The organism is Pseudoxanthobacter sp., from assembly GCF_036822375.1.
In the GTDB taxonomy this organism is placed as follows: Bacteria; Pseudomonadota; Alphaproteobacteria; order Rhizobiales; family Segnochrobactraceae; genus Pseudoxanthobacter.
In genome coordinates this window covers 1-19,989 of the sequence record NZ_DAISHT010000053.1, presented here as the reverse complement: position 1 = coordinate 19,989, position 19,989 = coordinate 1, and the positions used below count along the sequence as shown (strand labels likewise).

Sequence of the window (19,989 nt, the reverse complement as noted above, 5' to 3'; positions counted from 1 at the left end):
CAGCCGGTGAGGACAACGGCCGGGCCCCCGGGGCCCGGCCGTCTTGCGTCAGCCGCGCTCAGGGCCGGGTATAGATCGCCATGTCGCGGAAGCCAGCGACCTGATCGAGCGGGGAGGCCCAGTCCGCGCTGTTGCCGCCGAAGAAGGTGGCGAACATCACGCCGCCGACGCCGGTTTCCGGGTCGATGGCCTGTGCCTCGCTGATGGCCGGCTGGCCGTCGATCCACAGTTCCACGCGGCCGGGATTGCCGGCGGTCACCGCCTCGCTGATGCGCACCCACCGCCCGGTGCCGAAGCGGAACGCGCCGCGATCCAGCGACACGCCGCAGCGCGCCTCGCGGTCCGGCCCGTAGAAATAGACCTCGCCATCGCCGTCCCGGCGCCACATCAGGCGGGCGGAGAAGCCCGGCACGTTGCCGCCCTTGTCGCAGCCGCTCGGCGCCTCGCCGCCATAGAGACCGGGCAGCTTGCCGCCGCGGACGAACTGGAAGCCGGCGGGGAAGAACACCGAATAGCTGAGACAGGCCGCCGGCACCGGTGCCGGCAGGGCGAACAGGAAGCCGGCACCGCCCTCCGGCGCCGTCTTGTTGCCGGGATTGATGGAGCCGGCCGGGAACGACACCATGACGCCGCCATCCTGCGGCGCCAGCCGGTCGCGCCCCCAGAAGCGGCTGATTTCGCCGCCGGGTGCGGCGCCGTCTGTGGCGATGGCGACAAGGTCGACCGGCTGCGGCGTGCCGAAGGCCGCGCAGGGCTCGCCGGCGGCGGCCGGCCCGGCGGCCACAAGCCCCGCGGTCAGAAGCCCCGCGGCCAGAAGCCCTGCGGCCACGGCGAACCGGCCCTCAGGTGATGACGAACAGCACCACGACCGAAACGAAAAGAGCCACGAACAGAACATTGAGCACACCGGAAGTGAAGTCCCGCAGAGCCGTTTCCGGGTCGGAAACGCCAGCGCCCACGGCCTGCCGCGTCCAGCGCTGGCGGTAGGGATGGAACGTCATGACGATCTTGAGAACGGCGCTGGTGATCTGTGTGTAATAGAGCAAAAGGGGGAAAATGGGGTGGAGCCGTCCGGTCGCCGCCCACAGGGCCGCGCACATGACCGTGCGGCTGACATAGATCCACAGCAGGTAGGCCCAGAGGAAGCCGGTTCCCTGCAGCACGGTGAGGGTGAGGATGCTGATCGGGCCGATCAGCGGCGTCCACATCGACAGGCGCTGGTCGACGAAGCACCACCACGGGAACAGGCCGACCGCGCGCGGGCCGAGCCGGATGGCGCGGCTGCTGTTGCGCACCATGTTGCCGAACCAGCGCACCATCAGCGCGCGCGTGGCGGCGGGAAAAGAGCCCGCCGGCAGTTCTTCCATGGGGTAGATCACCGCGTCCGGCACATAGAGCATGTCCCAGCCGCGGCGCAGCACCAGATACCAGGTGCTCTTGTCGTCGCCCGTCACCATCTTCAGCCGGCCGAACCGCCAGTGCTGCACGGTGTCGTTTTCAAGCGCGAGCGCGAATTCCGGGTCTGCGGCGATCTCGGCACGGAACACCGAGAACCGCCCCGTCAGCACCAGAAGCTTGCGCGACAGGGCGAGCGAGCACATCAGATTGTCGCGCTGGGCCATGCGCAGCCGATACCATTCGCGCGTCAGCGTCGAGCCGCGCACCAGCGGAATGTTCTCGGTGGTCGCCGCACCCAGCCGCGGATCGGCTGCCATGACCTGACAGGTCAGCGCCAGCGCGCCGGACCCCAGAACGGTGTCGCCGTCCATCAGCACGACAAGCGAACCCGGCAGCGGCTGGCCGCGGCCGATTTCCACGAGGGCGCGGGCCATGGCATCGCGCTTGCCGCGCCCGCGCTGCGGCGAAAAGATCAGGCTGGTGCCTTCCGGCAATCCGCCAACATGGCGGAAGATCGCCTCCAGAACCGTGACGTCGGCCGGGTCGGTAATGCAGGCGACGACCGTTGCCGCCACGCCGTAATCGCGCACTTCCTCGAACACGCGCTTGTAAACCGCGGCGTTGAGCTCGGCTGACATGTGGTAGCTGGTAACCAGCATGTAGAGATGCACCGGCTTCGGCGCGGCCGCTGCCTGCCGGCGGATGCGCGGAAAGACCAGCCGGCGGAAGATGGCGCCGCGAATGAAATGCAGGATCGCCCACGACCACCGCCAGATGCCGACGGCGCCCAGCGCGAACACGGCATTGACGCCGTGGCGCGGCGGCGGATCGAGCATCAGCAGATAGAGCAGCGCGAGGATCAGCAGCAGATTGACCGGCCAGCCGACAAGGGTCGCAAGCCGCGGCGAGCGCTCCGTGAAATCCGGCAGGGTCGGGACGCCGTAGGTCATGACGCGGTATCGGACGGCGCGGACGGCGGCTGCCAGTGCGGCGCCGCCGTGCCGGCCCCGGCGGAGAACGGATTGAAGACGCTGAAGGCGGTGCCGAGGATGCCCCTGAGCAGCGCGCCGACGCCGATGCGCACCCGCACCGTTGCCGGCAGGCCGGCTGCCGGTGCCGGCTGCACGCTGCCGGCGGGCAGCGCAATCGTCACCAGAGCCCGTTCGGAGAACATGCCGCGGTCGGCCGGCAGGCCGAAGCGGTTGAGCCGGTCGGCATTGAAGTGCAGCGCCGTCACGCGCCCTTCGGCCACCGCGCCGCGGTCTGCCAGAGCCACGCTTGCCGTCTGGCCGACTTCCAGATAGGCGGCGCGCGACAAGGGAACGAGGGCATCCACCTCCACGGTTCCGTCGGGGTTCTGCGGCGGGGCGAGGCTGAACAGCGGTTCACCCTGCCGCACGAAAGTGCCGCCGGCGGCATCGGTTTCCAGAATCACGCAGTGGCAGGGCGCCTCCACCGGCACGGCGGCAAAGGAGGCGCGCTGGCGGCGCCATTCGTCCAGCTCGATGCCGGTGTCGTCGATGGCGGCGCGCAGCGTGGCCGGGCTTTCCACCTCGGCCCGCCCGTCGGCGCCGAAAACGCCGTCACGCAGCCCGGCAAGGCGCTGGCGCAGCCGCGTTTCGCTGAGCCGGGCATCCGACAGTTCGCGCTCCAGCCCCACCACGCGCTCCAGCGCCACGATCCGGGCCAGCGATTCGGCGCTGGCGCGTTCGGCGGCGGCGCCGCCGATGCGGCCGGCGGCGATGCCGGCCTGCAGGCGGGTCTGCGCTTCAAGCTCACGCTCCACGGCTTCCCGCCGCTTCTGGGCATCGGCCAGCTCGGCGGCCGCGGCCAGCTGCATGATCTGCAGGTTGCTTTCCGCGGTCCTGAGCTGCGCCTGCTGGCGGGCGAGGCGGCCTTCGAGCAGGCCGATGCGCGTGTCGATGGCCACGCGGTCGCGGGCCACCTGCCCGGGCTCGATCATGGCCAGCCGGCGACCGGCGGCCACGCTCTCGCCCGTCTTCGGCGCATCGAGGGTGACGACGCCGTCGATCGGTGCGCGGACCGTCACGGAATTCAGCACCACGGCGGCGAAATCCGAGCGCACCGTCAGCAGCACCATGGCGATGGCGACGATGGCAATCAGCGTGGCGAGGATCGTGCCGCCGACCAGAAGCGCGGTGCGTGCGCGGCTGACGGTGCGCATGATGCGGCCGATGCGCGCCTTTTCGGCTTCGTCCGGCTGCTGCGGCGCGCGGGATGCGCCCATCAGCCGGCCCGGCGCAAGGTCGCCGGCCAGCCACTGCTCGGCCATTTCACGCAGCACGCGCGCCTTGTCGACGGTCATGCCGAGAAACTGGAAGCCGACCGCCGCGGTCCCCTCGAGCCGCATCACGGTGCAGGTGCAGTCGACGCTGACGGCCATGGCATCGAATTCGAACACCAGCAGCGCGCGCACCACGGCGCCCTTGTCCAGATGCGGCCCGGCGCCGGCAAGGCCGAAGCCGCCGAGGCTCCAGTTGCTCATGGCATAGCGCACGCCGTCGATTTCGGCGCTGGCGGGCATCTCGAAGCGCGGATAGACGCGCTTGCCGCTGCGCGAAACGATGCGCGGCGCCTCGTCCGGTTCCGGCGGGGCGGGTGTGCCGCTGTCGGGGGCCTCGCCGGCGGGTCCGGCGGCCGGGGCGGCTTCGGCGGGCGCTGTATCGGCGGCAGAGCTGCCCGGATAGAGCGAGCCGAGCAGGGCGGCGATGTCCTTCGGATCGGCCGGCGTTGCAGTCGGTGTTATGGCCGACAGCAGCGATGCGGGGTCGCCGTCCTGCGGCCCGGCGGGCACGCCGGTGCTGTCGCGCCCGAACCGGGACCACGCGTGGCGGATATGAGGGGGGTCGTTGGCCATGGAAGCCGTTTGTCCCTTGCTGCGGTCGTTCCGCAGTGGCGCATCTCTGGCGTCGATTTATACAGGGAAACTCTTTCTTCGATATTGCAGCGAATCGCAACGAAGAGGGAACCGGCACGCGCAGGCGGGCCGGGCAGGCAGCGGACGGCAACAGGAGCGGGAGTGGCGGAAGCGTGCGGCCTCTGATGAGCGAAACCGGCGGCGGAGCCCCGCGCCGTGGCCGCGGCAAGCGGCTGCCGGCGCGGTCTGGCCTGTCTGCGCCGGCCTTCGTCGCCGTGGCGCTGTCGGTCGCCGCACCGGCGGGTGCTGCCGGCGCGCCGCTCTATCGCTGTCCGCCGCTGGAGCAGAGCGCCCGCGACAGCGCCGCTCCCGGCGGTTTGTCGCAGGGGCTCGATGGCTGGTTCTTTCGCGGCCCGCGTGCCGGTCCGCGCAGCGACCTTGCGCAGGCCATGCGCCCGGGGCCGGAGGCGCTGGCGCTGCTGGGCCGCCTCGGGGCGCTGCTGGCTGCGCGCGGCGTGCGTTTTGTGGTCGTGCCGCTGCCGCCGCGCGGGCTGGTGGCCGCCGCGGCGCTGGATGGCGGCGTGGACGATCAGGCGGTGTTCGATGCCGCCGTGGCCGGCGCCGGCTATGGCAGCCTGATCGCCGGCCTGCGGTCGGCCGGGCTTGCGGTCGCCGGCCTTGAGCCGCGGGATGTCGCGGGCCTGCCGGACCCCGGCTTCTATTTCCGCCGTGCGGAGGGCGTGACCGTCGATGGCGGCTGGCTGATCGCGACGCGGGTGGCGCGGCTGCTCAGCCCGGGCCTGCTGACCGGCGGCGCCCCGCCGCCGGAAGGCACGCCGCATGCGGCCGGGGGCGCGATGGCGCAGGTGCTGGAGCGGCTCTGTACCGATCCGCTGCCGGCCGAGACGGCTGCCCCGCGCAAGGCGCTGCCCCCCGCTCCGGGGGCGGCGCCGCTGGCAATTGCCGGTGCGGAGAGCGATGCCGGCGGCGCCATCGATTTCGCCGGCCTGATGACCAGCGCCACCGGCCATCCCGCCCGGATCGAGGCCGGGCCGGATCCGGTTTCGGCCCTGCTCGGCTATCTGGAAAGCCCGCGCTTTCAGCAGACGCCGCCGGCGGTGCTGGTGTGGGTGGTGCCGGCGGCGTGGTTTGCCGATCTCGGCATCGTGGATCTCTGGCGCCTGACGGCGGCTGCGGCCGGCGATTGTGCCGGCACGGCGCGGCAGGCCGGTCATGCCGCGCTGCTGCCCGGGGGGGCCGGTCTTGCGCTGCCTTCGCCGGCTCAGGGTCGCTATGCCGCCGTGCTGCATCTGCCGGCAGGCGATGCAGACGGGCGCATCACGCTGCTGACGCAGAACGGCAAGGCCCCGCAGGGTCTCAGTGCACTGCCGCTCGTGGCAAGCCGGCAGGCCGGCGTGCCCAATCCGCTCTATATCGCCCCGGACGATCTGGCCCCCCTGACGGGGGCGGCGACGGCGCGGATGGTCTCGTTCGTCTGGCCGGAGGGCCGGCCGGCCCAGCCCGTGGCCGTGACGCTCTGCCGCCTGCCGGATACTTCGCAGGCCGCGCCATGATCCCCACCGTGATCCGCACCATGAGCGGCAGAGCGGGACGGCCTTTCCTGTGCGCGATGGCGCGGGGCGTGGCGCTGGCGGCGGCGCTGGCCGCAGCCGCCGGGGGCACCGCGGCGCTGGCCGCGGAGCCGCCCGGCGCGCAGGCGGCCGCGATTGCGCTGTCGCCGGCAGCCATCGACATTGCCGCCATCTGCGGGCCGGCGGCGCCGGTGCGCCCGGCGCGGGACTGGACCGGCTGGAAGGCGCCGCTGCCGGCCGGGCTGTCGCGCATCGCCATTGTGGAGGATGCCGCGGTTCTGGCCGCCGGCTGGCCGGACCATGCGGCCGATCCCGATCTGGCGTTGCAGCTGTTGCAGGCGGTGATGGATGAAGGCGGACCGGCCGCGTCCCGGGCGCGCCATCTGGCCGGCCGCATCCTGATCGACAATCGCGACGATCCGAACGCGCGGGTGCGCGGGCGGGCCCTGCTGGAGCAGGCACTGCGCGAGGGCATGGCGGCCTCGGCGCTGGTGCTGGCGCGTGCGGACGAAAACGGCGCCACCTCCGCGCCGGACATGGCGGGGGCGGAGGGCTATTATCGCCGCGCCCTTGCGGCGGGCGAGGCGCGGGCCGGCTTCGCGCTCGCCGCGCTCTATCACGGCGGATCGCGGCCGGAGCCGGCCCCGGATGCCGCCATGCAGGCGTGGGCGCTGGGGCTGATGCTGACCCTGCAGGACCTTTCTGCCGGCCGGTGCGGCGGGCTTTACGATCTCGCCCGCGCCTATCTCGATCCCGGCAGCCCCGGCCGCGATCCCGCGCTGGGCATTGCCTGGCTGCGCCGGGCGGCGGAGGCCGGCGGGCCGGGCGGGCGGCAGGCTGCCTATGAACTGGGCAGCCGGCTGCTGCGCGGCGACGAGGTCAGCAAGGACCGGGCGGCGGCGCTGGCCGTTCTGGATCAGGCCTCGCAGGCCGGCGACCTGCCGGCGACCCGCCTGCTGGCCGCCGCGCTCGCCGGGGGCGAGGGCGGCAAGCCGGGCAACACGGCGGCCGCCATGGCCGTGCTGGAGCGCGGCGTGCGGGCCGGCGATCCGCGCGCCATGCTGCAACTCGGCCGGCTGGAGGTTGCCGGCGGCGGCCGCGCGGACCCCGCCCGCCGGGCACGGGCGGCGGCGCTGTTCCGTGCCGCGCTGGCGCGGCCCGATCCGCCGGCGGAAGCCTTTGCGGCGCTGGCCCGGCTGGAGCAGGCCGGCGGCGACACGGTGCCGGACGAGGAGGCGTTTTCCGTCACGGCGGAGCCGGCGGAAATCACGGTGCGGGCCGCAGCCTACGAGACGGTTGCGCCGGCCCTTGCCCGCCGGCTCTACCGCGAGGCGGCGCTGCTGGGCGATGCGCCGGCCGGCGAACGGCTGGTCGCCATCTATCGCTGCGGTCTCGGCGTGGTGCCGGACGAGGCGGAGGCGCTCGTCTGGCGCGAGCGCGCCATTGCGGCCGGATCGAGCGATCTCCTTCGCGAACGCGCCGAAGAGGCGCGGCTGCGCGGCGACGGCGCCGCGCGGCTGGCCGACCTGCTGCAGGCGGCCGGGGCCGGCGACCGCCGGGCGATGGCCGCGCTGATCGTGATGTATCGCCACGGCGACGGGGTTGCGGCCGATCCGCACCGCGCCGCGATCTGGCGCGCGCGGCTGGACGTGCCCGGCGAAGGCCGCACTGACGGCCTCGTTGCACTCGCCGAAGCGCTGGCCTTCACCGCGCGCACGGCGGCCGAGCGCGCCGAGGCGGGTGCGATCCTGCAGGGGCTCGCGGCGGCCGGCGATCCGGAGGGGCGCTTTGCCTTCGCCTCGTTCCTGCTGACACCGCGCGGCGGCGGGCAGCGCGACCGCCTTCAGGGGCTGGCACTTTCCGAGGCGGCGGCTGCGGCCGGCAACGGGGCTGCGCGCGGCCGGCAGGCCCGCCTTGCCGCCGAAGAATTCGTGGCCGGCACCGGACAGGATGCCGCCGCGCTGGTGGCGACGCTTCAGGAGCGCGAACAGGCTGCGGGCTGCAATCCGCGGGCGTTGGTGGAGGTGGCGCAGGGCTGGCGGGCGCTGGCGCCGTTCAGCCCGGTGGCCGACGCGGCGACGGGCCGGGTCTATGCCCGCGCCGGGCGCGCCGCCGTGGCGGACATGGCGGCCACGGCCGCCGTGGGCATGGCGATGCGGCGCGGCGATGTGCCGGGCGCGACGGCGGAAGACGCCGCCGCCCTGCTGCGCCGGGCCGCGGCCGACAATTATGCCCCCGCGCAGCGCGAACTGGCGGAGATGATGCTCTCCGGCGAGATTGCCGCCCCGGACCGCGCGCAGGCGATGACCCTTCTTGAACGGGCCGCCGACCGCGGCGACGGGCCGGCGGCCATCCGCCTTGCCGCATGGGTGGAAACCGACCCGCAGGCCACGCCCGCGGCACGGGCTGCCGCCGTCGCCCGCCTGCGCCGGGCCGCCGATGCCGGTGCGCCCGACGCCCTGCGCGAGATGGGGCTGCGGCTTCTCGGCGGCAACGGCGTGGCGGCCGATCGCAGCGCCGGTCTTGAATTGCTGGAGCGTGCCGCCGGTGCCGGCGACCGGCTTGCCATGCGCGAGCTGGCACAGGCGCTGACGGACGCCACCGATGCGGCCGGGCGCCGGAAGCGTCTGTTCTGGCTGCGGCAGGCCGCTGCGCTGGGCGACCGCGATGCGATCTACAGCCTGACGCTGGAAGGCGCCGCGCCGGCAGAGGGGGCGGTGCGATGAGGGGGCTGCGGATGACAGCGCCGAAAGCCGCCGCGGCGGCCGGGCGGCGGCGAAAGGCCGGGCGGGGCTGCGCGGCGGCGCTTGCCGCGGTTCTTCTGCTGGCCGGGCCGGCCGCGGGCGGCAGCGCGGCGGTGGCGGCGCCCGGCGCCGGCCTTTCGGCCGAAGACCTGCTGGCGCGGGCCCGGGCGCTGACTGCGGCCGGCGATTATGCCGGCGCACGGGCGGCGCTTGAGGTGGCGGCCGGGCGCGGCCTCAGCGGCCATGTCAGCCGCCGCCACCCCAACGAACGCGCCGCGCTGACGGCCGCCTACGAACTGGCGCTGCTCGATCTCGACGGCCGGCCCGGTGCCGATGCGGCACGGGGCTATCGCCGGCTTGAGCAGGCGGCCGCGGCGGGCTATGGCCCGGCGCTGCGCCGGCTGGCGACCGATCAGGTGGCCGGCCTCGTGCAGCCGGCCGGTGCGGCGGCCATCGCATCCGGCTACCGCGACCTTTCGGATGGCGGCTCGGTCGTCGCCTCCATTGCCCTTGGCGATCTCTGGGCGCGCGGTGCGCTCGGTGCGCCCGACCTGCCGGCAGCGCAGCAATATTATCTGCGGGCGGCCAATGCCGGGTCGGGCACGGCACGGCGCCGGCTGGCGCTGGTGCTGGCCGCGCGCGGCGAGCAGGCGCAGGCCGAAGCGGTGCTGGCCACGGTGGAAACGGGCTCGGTCTTCGCGCTCTATCGCAATCTGGCGACCGACCTCGGCGAGGGGCGGGGCGTGCCGGCCGATGCGGCGCTCGGCGAACGCTGGATGGCGCTGGCCCACGCCCTTCTGCCGCCGCGCCCGCCGAAAGTGCGGGCAGCAAAGCCGGTTGCGCTGATGTCGGCCCGGGCGCTGGCCGCCCTCAGTCCGGCGGATCTGGAGGCGCTGCGCGAGAAGGCGGTGACGGGCGATCCGGTGGCGGCCGCGAACTATGCCAATGCCATCTCATCCGGGCTGGCGGCCGGCACGCCGGCCGACATGGTGCGGCTGCGCAGCCTGGCCGTTGCGGCCGGGCGGGACGACGTGAGCCGCGCGCTGGTGACGGCCATCGGTCTGGCAAGCTGGCCGGCGCCGGAAACGATCGCCGCGGTCCGCACGCTGGAGAGCGCCGCGGAGGCGGCGAGCCCGCCGGCAATGACGGCGCTGGGCATGCTCTATTCCACCGGCGGCGCGGTGCCGCCCGATCTGCCGCAGGCCGTGGTGTGGTTCGGGCGGGCGGCCAGCGCCGGCGATGCCGAGGGCGCATTCCGGCTGGGGCTGGCGCTGGCCAGCGGCCTTGGCACCGGGCGGGATATCGAATCGGCGCGGCTGTGGCTGAAGAAGGCGGCCGAGGGCGGCCAGCCGCTGGCGGCCGCGGTGGCCGCCGGGCTGCCCTGACCGGCAGCGTCGCGAAGGCGCCGCGGCGTTACGAGGGCGGCACGAACGACTTGATGTGCAGCACCGTTTCGTCGGCGCCGAGCAGGGCGATGCCGTAGCTTGGCCGGTCCGTGCCGAGGCCGGCCCGCGCCCCGCCCAGCTCCAGCGCCGTCTGGTGGTTGGTGGAAGGCAGCGCGGCGGCCGCAAGCCCGCCCCATTCGGCAAAGACGGCGCGGTGAACATGGCCGGCAAACAGCCCGCGCACGTTGCCGTGGGCCTTCAGCAGCACCTTCAGCGCATCGGCATCGGCCGGGCTGAGCCGGCATGAATCCAGCGTGCTGACGCCGATGGCGAACGGCGGGTGATGCAGGAACACATGCACCGGCTCGCCGGGCACTTCCTCCAGCCGCGCCTGCAGCCAGCCGAGGCGATGCCCGCACAGCCGCCCGCCGGCACGGCCGGTCTCCAGACTGTCGAGGAAGATGAGCCGGCCGCGCGGCGTGTCGAGCACGGACTGCACGAAGCCGTTCTCGTCCGTCTCGGTTTCCGGGAAGACCGCCAGAAATTCCGCGCGCTCGTCGTGGTTGCCGAGCAGCAGGCGGACCGGAATGGGGAACCGGCGCAGCATGCCGGCGAGCTGCTCGTAGGAGGCGCGCGAGCCGTCTTCCGTCAGGTCGCCGCAGATGATGCACAGGTCGGCATCGCCATTGTGGCCGACGATATCCAGCAGGGCCGTATGCAGCCGCCGGCGCGGATCGAGACCGGCCACGCGGCCATCCGTGGCATCGAGGTGGGTGTCGGAAAGCAGGACGATCTTCATGCACGCAACCGTCGGCAGGCGAAGGCAAGGCGCCGGCACCGGGCCGCGAACGGGCGATGCAGGCCGAAACGATATTCTCCGGCGAAGGAGATCGCCGGGTGCTGCGTTATCGCAGCATCAGCATTTGCCCGGGGCCCGGCAGTGACCCGTGACGGAACCGCAGCCCCGGCGCATCAGCAGGATGAAAATCATGATTGCCCCGCATCGGTCGTCTCTCCCCGTTGTCCCGCGCCGCCTCCGGCGGCTTGTCCTGATGGCGGCGGCCGCGGCCGGCTTCTCCGCCGGCTCCGCACAGGCCGCAGGCGATGCCGCCGCCACGCTGAAAAAGGCCTGCCGCAGCGACTACGCCACCCACTGCGCCAGCGTCCGCCCCGGCGGCGGGCGCGTCCTTGCCTGCATGCAGCAGAACAGGGCCGCCCTTTCTCCCGCCTGCCGCACTGCGCTCGACCGGCTGCCGCAGACGGCCGGTCCGGCCGGGGCCGGCAAGACACCTGCGTCTACGCAAACCCCGGGCCAACCCGCGCCGCGGCCCTGAGCCCGCCGAACGGCCGGCCGCGCCGGTCGCGGCTGCCGCTCCGGTGGGCAAACGGGCGGCAATTGCGCGCCGGCCGGCCTTTGCTGTGGCTAGCGGGCCGGCAATTCGGCACATTAAAGACCCATTCCCGGTTTCTGCCGCCGGCAGGCAGGCCAGAGACCCGCAACTGCGATGAGGCTGGAACGATGATGTCTTCTTTCCCTGCGGACGGTGAGAAGCACTCCGCGGCACGGCGAACCGGCGGCATCGCCGCGGCGCTGGCCGGTGTTATGGCCGGGCTTCTCGGCATTGGTGCCGCCGCGCCGGCGCAGGCCGCCTCTCCGGCGGTGACCACCGGCAATGTCAACCTGCGGGCGGGGCCGGGCACGAACTATCCCGCCGTCGGCAGCGTGCCGCGCGGCGCTTCGGTGACCATCTACGGCTGCCTCAGCGGCTATACGTGGTGCGATTCGTCGTGGGGCTCGGCGCGCGGCTGGATTGCCGCGGGTTATCTGCAGGTGGTGCAGGCCGGCCAGCCGGCGGCGTTCAGCCCGGCGGTTGCCGCCGCCATGGGCCTTGCCGTGGTCGGCTTCTCGCAGGCCTACTGGAACACCCATTATGTCGGCCGGCCGTGGTATGGCCAGTGGAACCGCTATTACCGGCCGGCGCCGGCACCGGTGCCGCCGCGGCACTATGGCAACACGAAGTGCGTCAACGGGCCCAACGGCGGCGGCTGCGTCAATCGCGGCGTCACCGTCGGGCCTTATGGCAATGCGCACGGCCACACCCGCGCCTGGCGCAACTGACAACAGGCCGCGTGACAGCAGGCCGCGCAGCGGCAGCCCGGCCGGCAAAGCCCGGCCGGGCTGCACTGTCCTCAGCGGTCAGCAGACCCTCAGCGGTCCGTCGTGCGGCGCGGCGCGCCGGTTGAGGGATCGAGGGCGACATAGGGCAGGCCGGCCGCGCGCCAGGCCATGAAACCGCCCTCCATGTGGGCAAGGCCCGTAAAGCCAGCCTCGGCGCAGGCCATGGCAACCATGGCCGAGCGCTTGCCCGAGCCGCAGTGCAGCACCACGGGCTTGCCGCCCGCCATCGGCAGGTCGAGCGGCCCGACCGACTGCATCGGCGCCAGCAGCGCGCCTTCGATGTGGCCGTGGACATATTCCTCGGGCGTGCGCACGTCGATCAGCGTGATCTCGTGGCGGTCGAGGGCGGCCTTGACCTCCGCCGGCGACCAGTTTTCCAGCGTGGCAGAGCCGAGCTTCTCGGTTCGCATGGTTTTTCTCCTTGTGCTGCCCGGCGGACGGGCCGGTTTCAGAGGGGGGCGATGCGCTTCTGCCGGCGGGCCGCAACCACCAGAAGCGGCACCAGAACCAGCGCGACGACGGGAAAGACCAGCCCGTTCAGCCATTGCCAGCCGCCGGAATGCAGCAGCGATCCGGACAGGAACGAGGCAATGGCGACCGAGCCGAACAGCAGGAAATCGTTGGCGCCCTGCACACGGGCGCGCTCCTGTTCGTCATGGCAATCGGCAATCATGGCGGTTGCGCCGATGAAGCCGAAATTCCAGCCGACGCCCAGCAGCACCAGCGCGGCCCAGAAATCCGCCACCCCCGTGCCGCGCAGCGCGGCAAGGGCGGAAACGGCAATCAGCACCAGCCCGGCGGCGGTCACCAGTTCCTTGCCGAAGCGGGCGATGATGCGCCCGGTCAGGAAGCTGGGCGCGAACATGGCCAGCACATGCCACTGGATGCCCAGCGCGGCCTCGCCCACGGTGTGGCCGCAGCCGACCATGGCGATGGGCGCGGCTGTCATCAGAAAGGTCATGAGGCCGTAGGAGACGATGCCGGCGGCGAGCGCCAGCATGAAGCGCGGGTTGATGAGGATGCGGCGCAGCGGCCGGCCGCCGCCGCCGCGCGGCTGGGCGGCGATGGCCGGGGCCCGCAGCAGCGCCAGCACCGGAAGGGCCAGCAGCGCGAGCCCGGTCTGGCTCACGAAGCTGCCGGCGAACGGCTGACCGGGCATCGCATCGCGGGTGAAGATCACCAGTTGCGGACCGATGACGGCCGAGAACAGCCCGCCGATCATGACGAGCGAGATCGCCCGGGCGCGCAGCGCCGGCGGCGCGCTGTCCGTTGCCGCGAAGCGATAGCTCTGCACATAGGAGCCATAGGCCCCGGCAACCGTGGTGCCGAGGCAGAACAGCCAGAACAGGCCGAGCACGATGCCGGCCGTGGCGATGAGCCCGGCCGCCGCACCGATCAGCGCCCCTGTCAGATAGCCCGCCCGGCGGCCGAAGCGGCGCATCAGAAAGGCAGCGGGCAGCGCGCCGGCGGCAAGGCCCAGATTGAACAGGCTGATCGGCAGCGTCACGAGGGCGGAGCCCGGCACCATCATCTGCCCGATCAGGCCGCCGAGCGAAACCACGATGGGCGGGCTCGCGCCGCCAAGGGCCTGCGCCACCATCAGCACGCGGGCATTGTGCCGGGCCAGCCGGCCGGTGGTGTCGTCGACGGAGGGAAGGGTCATCGGAGCCATGGTCGGGCGTCATTTCCGCATGCGCACCGGCAGCGCGCGCCGGGCGGAATTTATATTCCTGTTATCGTATATAAAGAGGCTCGTAAATATGGCGGTGCTCACGGCCCGCCGGCGCCCCGCACGATGCGGCCGAGGAAAGCGGCACACAACGGGCTCGGCTGGCGCTCGCGGTGGGTCAGGACGCTGAAGGTGCGCGGCGGCAGGCGAATGTCGACGGCCGCCAGCAGTCCCGCCTCCAGCGCACCGGCGGCGACCGACCCGGAAAGGGCGGCCGCGCCCATGCCGGCCTCCACGGCTGCCCGCACGGCCTCGTTGGTGGGCATCTGCATGGCGATTTCGAGCTGTTGCGGATCGAGGCCGCCGGCGCGAAGCGCATCCTCGAAGGCGGAGCGGGTGCCCGAACCGGCTTCCCGCACCACCCAGCCGGCGGTCATCAGATCGGCCGGCTGCAGCCCCTTGCGCGTTGCCCACGGATGATCCGGCGCCACCACCACGATGAGGTGATCGCGCGCCACGGGCACGGCTTCCAGCAACGGGCTTTCGACCGCGCCCTCGACGAAGCCGACTTCGGCCACCCGCTCCTCCACGGCCGCGGCGACTTCGGCGGTGTTGCCGACCGAAAGCGACAGCGCGACGCCCGGAAAGGCGCGGCGGAAGGCCACCAGATGGCGCGGCAGCCAGTAGCTGGCGATGGTCTGGCTGGCGTGGACGGCAAGGCTGCCGCGTTCCAGCGCGCCGAAGCTTGCCAGCACCCGCCCGGCCGCCTCCGCCCGCGCCAGCACGGCGCGCGCCTCGCCGAGAAACACCCGCCCGGCCTCCGTCAGCACGATGCCGCGGCCGACGCGATCGAACAGGCGGGTGCCGTGGCTGGCCTCCAGCGCCGAAATCGCCGCGCTGGCGGCCGACTGCGCCAGATTGAGGGCGGCGGCACCGCGCGTCACATGCTGGCGCTCGGCCACCGCCACGAAGATGCGCAGCTGCTCAAGGGTCATTGGAATCCGGCTCCCGGAAGGCCATCCGCTGCGGCGGAATGATCGATCGGATCATGCGATCATTTTAACCGGAACAATGAATTGGAGAAAACGGTTCTGCGCAACTAGGCTCTGCGCAGAAAATGAATTCAGGAGTGGCGGCGATGAGCCTCCCGTTGGACAATTTCTCCCTCATCGGGCACCCCGGCGCTGCGGGCGCGGGTGCGCCGGGCCGGCGCCTGCGCGAGGCGGTGCGCCAGTTCACGCCGAACTGGTTCACGGTCACCATGGGCACCGGTGTGGTGGCGCTGGCGCTGGCACAGTTTCCGTTCGGCTTTCCGGCCCAGCACGAAATCGGGCGTGCGCTGTGGCTGCTGGATATCGGCCTGTTCGTGCTGTTTTCGCTCGCCTACACCGCCCGCTGGATTTTCTTCTTCGACGGCGCGCGGCGCATCTTCAGCCACTCGGTGGTGTCGATGTTCTTCGGCGCGATCCCGATGGGGCTGGCCACCATCCTCAACGGCGGCCTCGCCTTCGGCATTCCGCTGTGGGGCGAGGGCGCGGTGGTGCCGGTGGTGCATGCGCTGTGGTATGTCGATGTGGCGATGTCGGTGGCGGCGGGGCTGCTGATCCCGTTCTTTATGTTCACCCGGCAGGAACATGCCATCGAGCGCATGACGGCGGTGTGGCTGCTGCCGGTGGTGGCCTGCGAGGTTGCCGCCGTGACCGGCGCCCAGCTGGTGCCGCATCTGGCGGCGGAAGCGGCCTTCCCCACGCTGATCTTCAGCTATGTGCTGTGGGCGCTGTCGGTGCCGGTGGCGATGAGCATTCTGGTGATCCTCATTCTGCGGCTGGCGCTGCACAAGCTGCCGGCCCGCGACATGGCCGCCTCGGGCTGGCTGGCCCTCGGGCCGATCGGCACCGGCGCTCTCGGCCTGCTGCTGATGGGAACGGATGCGCGGCCGGTCTTTGCGGCGGCGGGGCTTGGCGGCGCGGGCGACGTGGCTTTCGGGCTCGGCCTCATCGGCGGGCTGATGCTGTGGGGCTACGGGCTGTGGTGGCTGGGACTGGCGATGCTGAAGACGGTGCGCTACCTGCGCGACGGCATGCCCTTCAACATCGGCTGGTGGGGCTTCACCTTCCCGCTCGGCGTCTATTCGCTCGCCACGCTGGCTCTGGCCCGCACCACCCATCTGGAGGCCTTTGCGCTGGCCGGCGCCGCGCTGATTGCCATGCTGGTCGGCTTCTGGTCGGTGGTGGCGGTGCGCACGGCCCACGGTGCGTGGAAGGGTTACCTGTTCGTCTCGCCCTGCCTTGCCGGCAGCCCGGCTGCGAGCCGCATCGAGGCGGACTTCGTCTGACCGGCAGCGAGGCCGGACGCGAGGAAAAAAAAGGGCGGCCCGCCGGGCCGCCCTGTGTCGTTTTTCCGGTGCGGGGGGCTGCCTCAGAAGCGGCCTTCCGAGACGATTTCGGCCAGCGGCTTGCGGCCCGAGGGCGCCTCGCGGGCAGCCAGGCCTTCCGGCAGCACCGACTTGTCGGCCTGCTTGCCGATGGCCACCGCCGCCTCGACGCGCCAGCTTGCCGGCACGCCGAGATCGGCCGCCGCCCTGGCGAAGTCGATCCCGGTCATGCCATGCACGGCCAGACCCGAATGCACGGCCTGCAGCGCGAGCGAGGCCCACGCCGCGCCGGCATCGAAGGAGTGGCTGTGGGAGGGCACCGGCTTGTCGGAACCGGGCGGCAGCATTTCGCTGTCGGAGACGATCACCACCAGCGCGGCTGCATTTTTCGCCCAGCCCTGATTGAACGGAATCAGGATGTTGAGGAACGTCTCCCAGGCCGGCGTATCGCGCAGGGCATAAATGAAGCGCCACGGCTGGGCGTTGTAGGCAGACGGCGCCCAGCGGGCGGCCTCGAACAGCGTCAGCAGCTCTTCGCGGCTGATCGGCTCGCCCGTCATGGCGCGCGGCGACCAGCGCTCCAGAAAGACGGGATTGATCGGCTGCTCGGCCGCGCGCGAATTGGCTTCGGTCATCAGAAAGAACTCCCTTGCGGCCGCCGTCCGCCGAACGGAACCGCCTGCCGGCGGAGGAAGACGGCCGGGGGGCAGGGCGGAGCGGACGGGTGCCGATGTCGAGACATGAGGCCCGGGACGGCCGGTCGCGACCCCGCCGGGGAGGGGGGAAGAGGGGGATGACGCTGCCGGCCCGATGCCCGGCAAATGTTGCCGAGTGTCCGGCGATTGTCCAGCCCTGCGGCCGGACGGAACGGACAATATCCGCGGGCTTCAGTTCTTCAGGGCCGGCACGAATGCGGTCTCGCGGGCACTGCCGAAAGCGCCGAGATCGAACGCGGCCGCAACCGCCGCCTGCCCGTCGCTGTTGAGATGCAGATGGTCGCCGATATCGTAGGCGGGGTTGAGGCGCGAGGGATCGGCCGGATCGGCCACGATGCGGGCAGTGTCGATGACGCTGTCGATGAGCGGGCTGGTGCGGATCCAGTCGTTCACCGCGCGCCGCACGCGGTCCTTCTGCGGCGAGGCATAACCGGCATAGGCCGCGCCGATTGAGGGGGTGAGCGTGGCGACATGCACGCGGAGGCCGGCTTCGTGAGCGCGGGCGATGATCTGTTCGTAGACGGAAATCAGGTCGTCGGCGGCGAGGGTTCCCTCCCGTGCCGCGCCGATGTCGTTGATGCCTTCGAAGACGACGAGATGGCGCACGCCGGATTGCCCGATGACGTCGCGCTCGAAGCGGGACAGCGCCCCGGGGCCGCTGGCCGGCACCTGCGGATCGGCATTGGCGGTGACGCGGTTGCCGGCAATGGCCTGGTTGAGCACGCCGGTCGGCTGGCCGGCATCGTCCAGCCGCCGGGCCAGCAGCGCCGGCCAGCGGCCGTCGCCGCCGTCGCTGAGCGAATCTCCCAGCACCGCGATGGCATCGGTGGCCGGCCCGCCGGCGACATCGATCCCGCTCAGAAAATAGATCTCCGGGGTAACGCGCGCCTCGCCGATCTCGGCCATGGCGATGGCGTTTCCGGGCACGATCAGGCTGGCCCGCGTGCTCTGGGCATGCTGGCTCGGCACCGCCGGCAGCTTGCCGGTGAGGTGCAGCGATACCGTCAGCGCCGCCGACGCGCCAACCGAAAGCGGCACCGCATCGCTGACGATGCTGGCGCCGGGCGGCACGCTGACGCCGGTTGCACCGCCGAACGTGACGCGGCGAAGGGTGCCGGGAACAAGGGCGGCCGGGTCCGCGCCGGGGGCAAGGCTGGCGCCGCCGACCTCAAGCGGGCCGGTTCCGTAATAGTTCGACAGCCGGATGCGGACGAAATTGCCGCCGGTGGTCAGCGTCACCGTGGAACGGACGGTGGAGTTGGCCGTCAGGGTCTCGGTTTCGCCGGTGAGGTAGTTCTTCAGCTTTTCCAGCTTTCCGGCCGCTTCGCCGTCGCGCGGGGGCGGCACCGGCGGGGCGGACCAGGCGCCCACCCAGCTCAGCTGCCGGGCAGCCGCGGCGGTGCCGGGTTCGATCAGCCGGGCATGGGTCACCAGCGCATCGCCGTCGCCGGCCGGGGCTTCGGCCATGGCGGAGGCCACCAGCGCGGCAAGCGACACGGCACACAGCGTCATGCCGAGGCGCAGCGGATGGATGGCGGAGAGGCGCGGACAGCGGCGGAGCGTGCGGATCATCGGGCGGCCTTTCCGCAGGTCGGGCGCAGCCGCCCGCGGCCGATCCGCGCCGGCGGCAGCGAGGCGGTTGCCCGGCCGAGGCCGCACGTCGCGACAAGGACAAGACCGGCCCATATGCCGGCGACGACAACGCCACCTGCGACGATCACGATCAGCTCCGGGGCTGCAGCGAAATTCAGGGAAAGGGGCCGGTCCCGCGCGGGCAACTTGGGGGCAAGAAGGGTGTTGCCTGCACGGGACCGGCGAAGAAGGGGGCCGGCTGCGGTCCGGCGTCCCTTCCGCCTTCTTCATATCGTGGGAAAAATACCCACGCAAGCCCGTCGGCGCATTTTTGTGGGATTGATGCCCACGCGGCTTGTGGCTATGGTGCGCCCCATGTCGAACGCACCTTCGGATCCCGCGTCCCGTTCCGAGCCGGTCAGCGCGCCGCCCGCGGCGGACAAGCTGCACGGGCCGCTGGCGCGCGTGCTGCGCCCGCTGGTGCGGCTGATGATCCGCAGCGGCATCACCTTTCCCGCGCTCGCCGACCTGCTGCGCGAGCTTTATGTGAACGTGGCCGAGCACGAGTTTGCGCTGCCCGGCAAGGAGCAGACCGACAGCCGCGTGAGCCTTCTGACCGGCATTCACCGCAAGGAGGTGCACCGCCTGCGCGGCGCCGGGGCGCCGGTGAACACCGTGCCCACCACGCTGTCGCGCACCAGCCGCATCATTGCCCGCTGGCTGGCCGAGCCGGGCTATTGCGATGCCCTTGGCCATCCGCTGCCCCTGCCGCGGCAGGCGGGCGAGGGCGAGCCGTCTTTCGAGGCCCTCGTCGGCGCGGTGACGCGCGATGTGCGCCCGCGCGCCGTGCTGGATGAGTGGCTGGACAGCGGCCTTGTCGTGATCGATGGCGAGGACCGCCTGAACCTGACGGAAATGGCGTTCGTGCCGCGCGGCGACGATGCGGCGCGGCTGCACTATTTCGGCCGCAACCTGCACGACCATGCGGCCGCCGCGGTGGCCAACGTGCTGGGGCCGCAGCCGCGCTTTCTGGAACGGGCCGTGCATTATGACGGCCTGTCGCCGCAGCTTGCCCGGGCGCTTGCCGCCTCTTCCCGCACCCTTGCCATCGATGCGCTGACGGCGGCCAACCGCGAGGCCCACGCCGCATGCCGCACCGATGCCGGCGGCAGCAGCCGCTGGAATTTCGGTGTCTATATCTATGTGGAAGATGAGCCGCAGGCTGCCGCGTCCGATGCGGACGGGCAAGAGGGGGCTCCGTGACCAGCCCGTTCTTCCCAACACGGCGTGGCATCCTGCTCGGTGCCGCGTCGCTTCTGGCCGGGCTGACGGGGCTCGCCGGCCGCGGTCAGGCCGGGTCCGAGCCGCGCGATCAGGGCATCGGCGGCACCGGCTCCCGCATCTATGCCGCCACGCCGGACGAAGACCGCGGCATCGGCGGCACCGGCATCTATGGCACCATCCGCGCCTTCGGCAGCATCT

At 72.2% G+C, this 19,989-nt stretch carries 15 protein-coding genes and 1 pseudogene; 7 read left to right on the top strand and 9 right to left on the bottom strand.

Features of this window, described 5'->3' with window-relative positions; genetic code table 11:
* Positions 1-58 precede the first annotated feature (58 nt).
* The 3 genes from V7067_RS07510 to V7067_RS07500 are packed head-to-tail and all read right to left on the bottom strand — an operon-like array spanning position 59 to position 4,276.
* Complete coding sequence (locus V7067_RS07510; protein ID WP_334175266.1) at positions 59-829, bottom strand: polysaccharide lyase; 771 nt, start codon at positions 827-829, stop codon at positions 59-61.
* A gap of 13 nt (positions 830-842) precedes the next feature.
* Complete coding sequence (locus V7067_RS07505; protein WP_334175265.1) at positions 843-2,348, bottom strand: glycosyltransferase; 1,506 nt, start codon at positions 2,346-2,348, stop codon at positions 843-845.
* Positions 2,345-4,276: an HlyD family efflux transporter periplasmic adaptor subunit gene (locus V7067_RS07500; protein ID WP_334175264.1), complete on the bottom strand. Its 1,932-nt coding sequence runs from the start codon at positions 4,274-4,276 to the stop codon at positions 2,345-2,347. Before V7067_RS07500 ends, V7067_RS07505 begins: the two co-directional genes overlap by 4 nt.
* 185 nt (positions 4,277-4,461) lie before the next feature.
* Between V7067_RS07500 and V7067_RS07495 the strand changes: the two genes are divergently transcribed.
* The 3 genes from V7067_RS07495 to V7067_RS07485 are packed head-to-tail and all read left to right on the top strand — an operon-like array spanning position 4,462 to position 9,997.
* Positions 4,462-5,850 (top strand): hypothetical protein, encoded by a 1,389-nt coding sequence (locus tag V7067_RS07495; RefSeq protein ID WP_334175263.1) that lies wholly within the window; start codon positions 4,462-4,464, stop codon positions 5,848-5,850.
* Positions 5,847-8,594, top strand: coding sequence for a hypothetical protein (locus V7067_RS07490; protein WP_334175262.1), 2,748 nt, complete (start codon positions 5,847-5,849; stop codon positions 8,592-8,594). The genes V7067_RS07495 and V7067_RS07490 overlap by 4 nt, the downstream gene beginning before the upstream one ends.
* Positions 8,595-8,605: 11 nt before the next feature.
* On the top strand, positions 8,606-9,997 hold the full coding sequence (locus V7067_RS07485; RefSeq protein ID WP_334175261.1) for a hypothetical protein: 1,392 nt from the start codon (positions 8,606-8,608) through the stop codon (positions 9,995-9,997).
* 28 nt (positions 9,998-10,025) lie between these two features.
* Here the strand turns inward: V7067_RS07485 and V7067_RS07480 are convergent, their stop codons facing one another.
* Entirely contained in the window at positions 10,026-10,796 is a 771-nt protein-coding gene (locus V7067_RS07480; protein WP_334175260.1) for a phosphodiesterase, read from the bottom strand.
* A 720-nt stretch (positions 10,797-11,516) separates the two neighbouring features.
* Between V7067_RS07480 and V7067_RS07475 the strand changes: the two genes are divergently transcribed.
* Positions 11,517-12,116, top strand: a complete 600-nt coding sequence (locus V7067_RS07475) for an SH3 domain-containing protein (protein WP_334175259.1) — start codon at positions 11,517-11,519, stop codon at positions 12,114-12,116.
* A gap of 89 nt (positions 12,117-12,205) precedes the next feature.
* Here V7067_RS07475 and V7067_RS07470 read toward each other — a convergent pair whose 3' ends face one another.
* From V7067_RS07470 to V7067_RS07460, 3 genes are all read right to left on the bottom strand, one after another.
* Positions 12,206-12,586: a rhodanese-like domain-containing protein gene (locus tag V7067_RS07470; protein ID WP_334175258.1), complete on the bottom strand. Its 381-nt coding sequence runs from the start codon at positions 12,584-12,586 to the stop codon at positions 12,206-12,208.
* A gap of 38 nt (positions 12,587-12,624) precedes the next feature.
* Positions 12,625-13,839 carry an MFS transporter gene (locus tag V7067_RS07465; RefSeq protein WP_334175267.1) on the bottom strand — a complete coding sequence of 405 codons (1,215 nt, stop codon included), beginning with the start codon at positions 13,837-13,839 and terminating at the stop codon, positions 12,625-12,627.
* 107 nt (positions 13,840-13,946) lie between these two features.
* Positions 13,947-14,840 (bottom strand): LysR family transcriptional regulator, encoded by an 894-nt coding sequence (locus tag V7067_RS07460; protein ID WP_334175257.1) that lies wholly within the window; start codon positions 14,838-14,840, stop codon positions 13,947-13,949.
* Positions 14,841-14,983: 143 nt separating this feature from the next.
* Here V7067_RS07460 and V7067_RS07455 point away from each other — a divergent pair, with 143 nt between their 5' ends.
* Entirely contained in the window at positions 14,984-16,180 is a 1,197-nt protein-coding gene (locus V7067_RS07455; protein ID WP_334175256.1) for a TDT family transporter, read from the top strand.
* Between the two features lie 83 nt (positions 16,181-16,263).
* On the opposite strand, the gene V7067_RS07450 is transcribed toward V7067_RS07455, so the two are convergent.
* Positions 16,264-16,854, bottom strand: coding sequence for a nitroreductase family protein (locus V7067_RS07450; RefSeq protein WP_334175255.1), 591 nt, complete (start codon positions 16,852-16,854; stop codon positions 16,264-16,266).
* Positions 16,855-17,106: 252 nt separating this feature from the next.
* Entirely contained in the window at positions 17,107-18,507 is a 1,401-nt protein-coding gene (locus tag V7067_RS07445) for a GDSL-type esterase/lipase family protein (protein WP_334175254.1), read from the bottom strand.
* 375 nt (positions 18,508-18,882) lie between these two features.
* Here V7067_RS07445 and V7067_RS07440 point away from each other — a divergent pair, with 375 nt between their 5' ends.
* Both V7067_RS07440 and V7067_RS07435 read left to right on the top strand, forming a co-directional pair.
* Positions 18,883-19,770, top strand: coding sequence for a DUF6502 family protein (locus V7067_RS07440; RefSeq protein WP_334175253.1), 888 nt, complete (start codon positions 18,883-18,885; stop codon positions 19,768-19,770).
* Positions 19,767-19,989, top strand: a pseudogene (locus tag V7067_RS07435) (hypothetical protein); the annotation flags it as partial. The gene V7067_RS07440 and the pseudogene V7067_RS07435, both read left to right, overlap by 4 nt.

Excerpts from the sequence above, each read along its gene's own strand:
- V7067_RS07460 (WP_334175257.1), bottom strand. The coding sequence starts at position 14,840 with ATGACCCTTGAGCAGCTGCGCATCTTCGTGGCGGTGGCCGAGCGCCAG.
- V7067_RS07470 (WP_334175258.1), bottom strand. The coding sequence starts at position 12,586 with ATGCGAACCGAGAAGCTCGGCTCTGCCACGCTGGAAAACTGGTCGCCG.
- V7067_RS07480 (WP_334175260.1), bottom strand. The coding sequence starts at position 10,796 with ATGAAGATCGTCCTGCTTTCCGACACCCACCTCGATGCCACGGATGGC.
- V7067_RS07505 (WP_334175265.1), bottom strand. The coding sequence starts at position 2,348 with ATGACCTACGGCGTCCCGACCCTGCCGGATTTCACGGAGCGCTCGCCG.
- V7067_RS07455 (WP_334175256.1), top strand. The coding sequence starts at position 14,984 with ATGAGCCTCCCGTTGGACAATTTCTCCCTCATCGGGCACCCCGGCGCT.
- V7067_RS07495 (WP_334175263.1), top strand. The coding sequence starts at position 4,462 with ATGAGCGAAACCGGCGGCGGAGCCCCGCGCCGTGGCCGCGGCAAGCGG.
- V7067_RS07450 (WP_334175255.1), bottom strand. The coding sequence starts at position 16,854 with ATGACCGAAGCCAATTCGCGCGCGGCCGAGCAGCCGATCAATCCCGTC.
- V7067_RS07445 (WP_334175254.1), bottom strand. The coding sequence starts at position 18,507 with ATGATCCGCACGCTCCGCCGCTGTCCGCGCCTCTCCGCCATCCATCCG.
- V7067_RS07485 (WP_334175261.1), top strand. The coding sequence starts at position 8,606 with ATGACAGCGCCGAAAGCCGCCGCGGCGGCCGGGCGGCGGCGAAAGGCC.
- V7067_RS07475 (WP_334175259.1), top strand. The coding sequence starts at position 11,517 with ATGATGTCTTCTTTCCCTGCGGACGGTGAGAAGCACTCCGCGGCACGG.
- V7067_RS07500 (WP_334175264.1), bottom strand. The coding sequence starts at position 4,276 with ATGGCCAACGACCCCCCTCATATCCGCCACGCGTGGTCCCGGTTCGGG.
- V7067_RS07490 (WP_334175262.1), top strand. The coding sequence starts at position 5,847 with ATGATCCCCACCGTGATCCGCACCATGAGCGGCAGAGCGGGACGGCCT.
- V7067_RS07440 (WP_334175253.1), top strand. The coding sequence starts at position 18,883 with ATGTCGAACGCACCTTCGGATCCCGCGTCCCGTTCCGAGCCGGTCAGC.
- V7067_RS07465 (WP_334175267.1), bottom strand. The coding sequence starts at position 13,839 with ATGACCCTTCCCTCCGTCGACGACACCACCGGCCGGCTGGCCCGGCAC.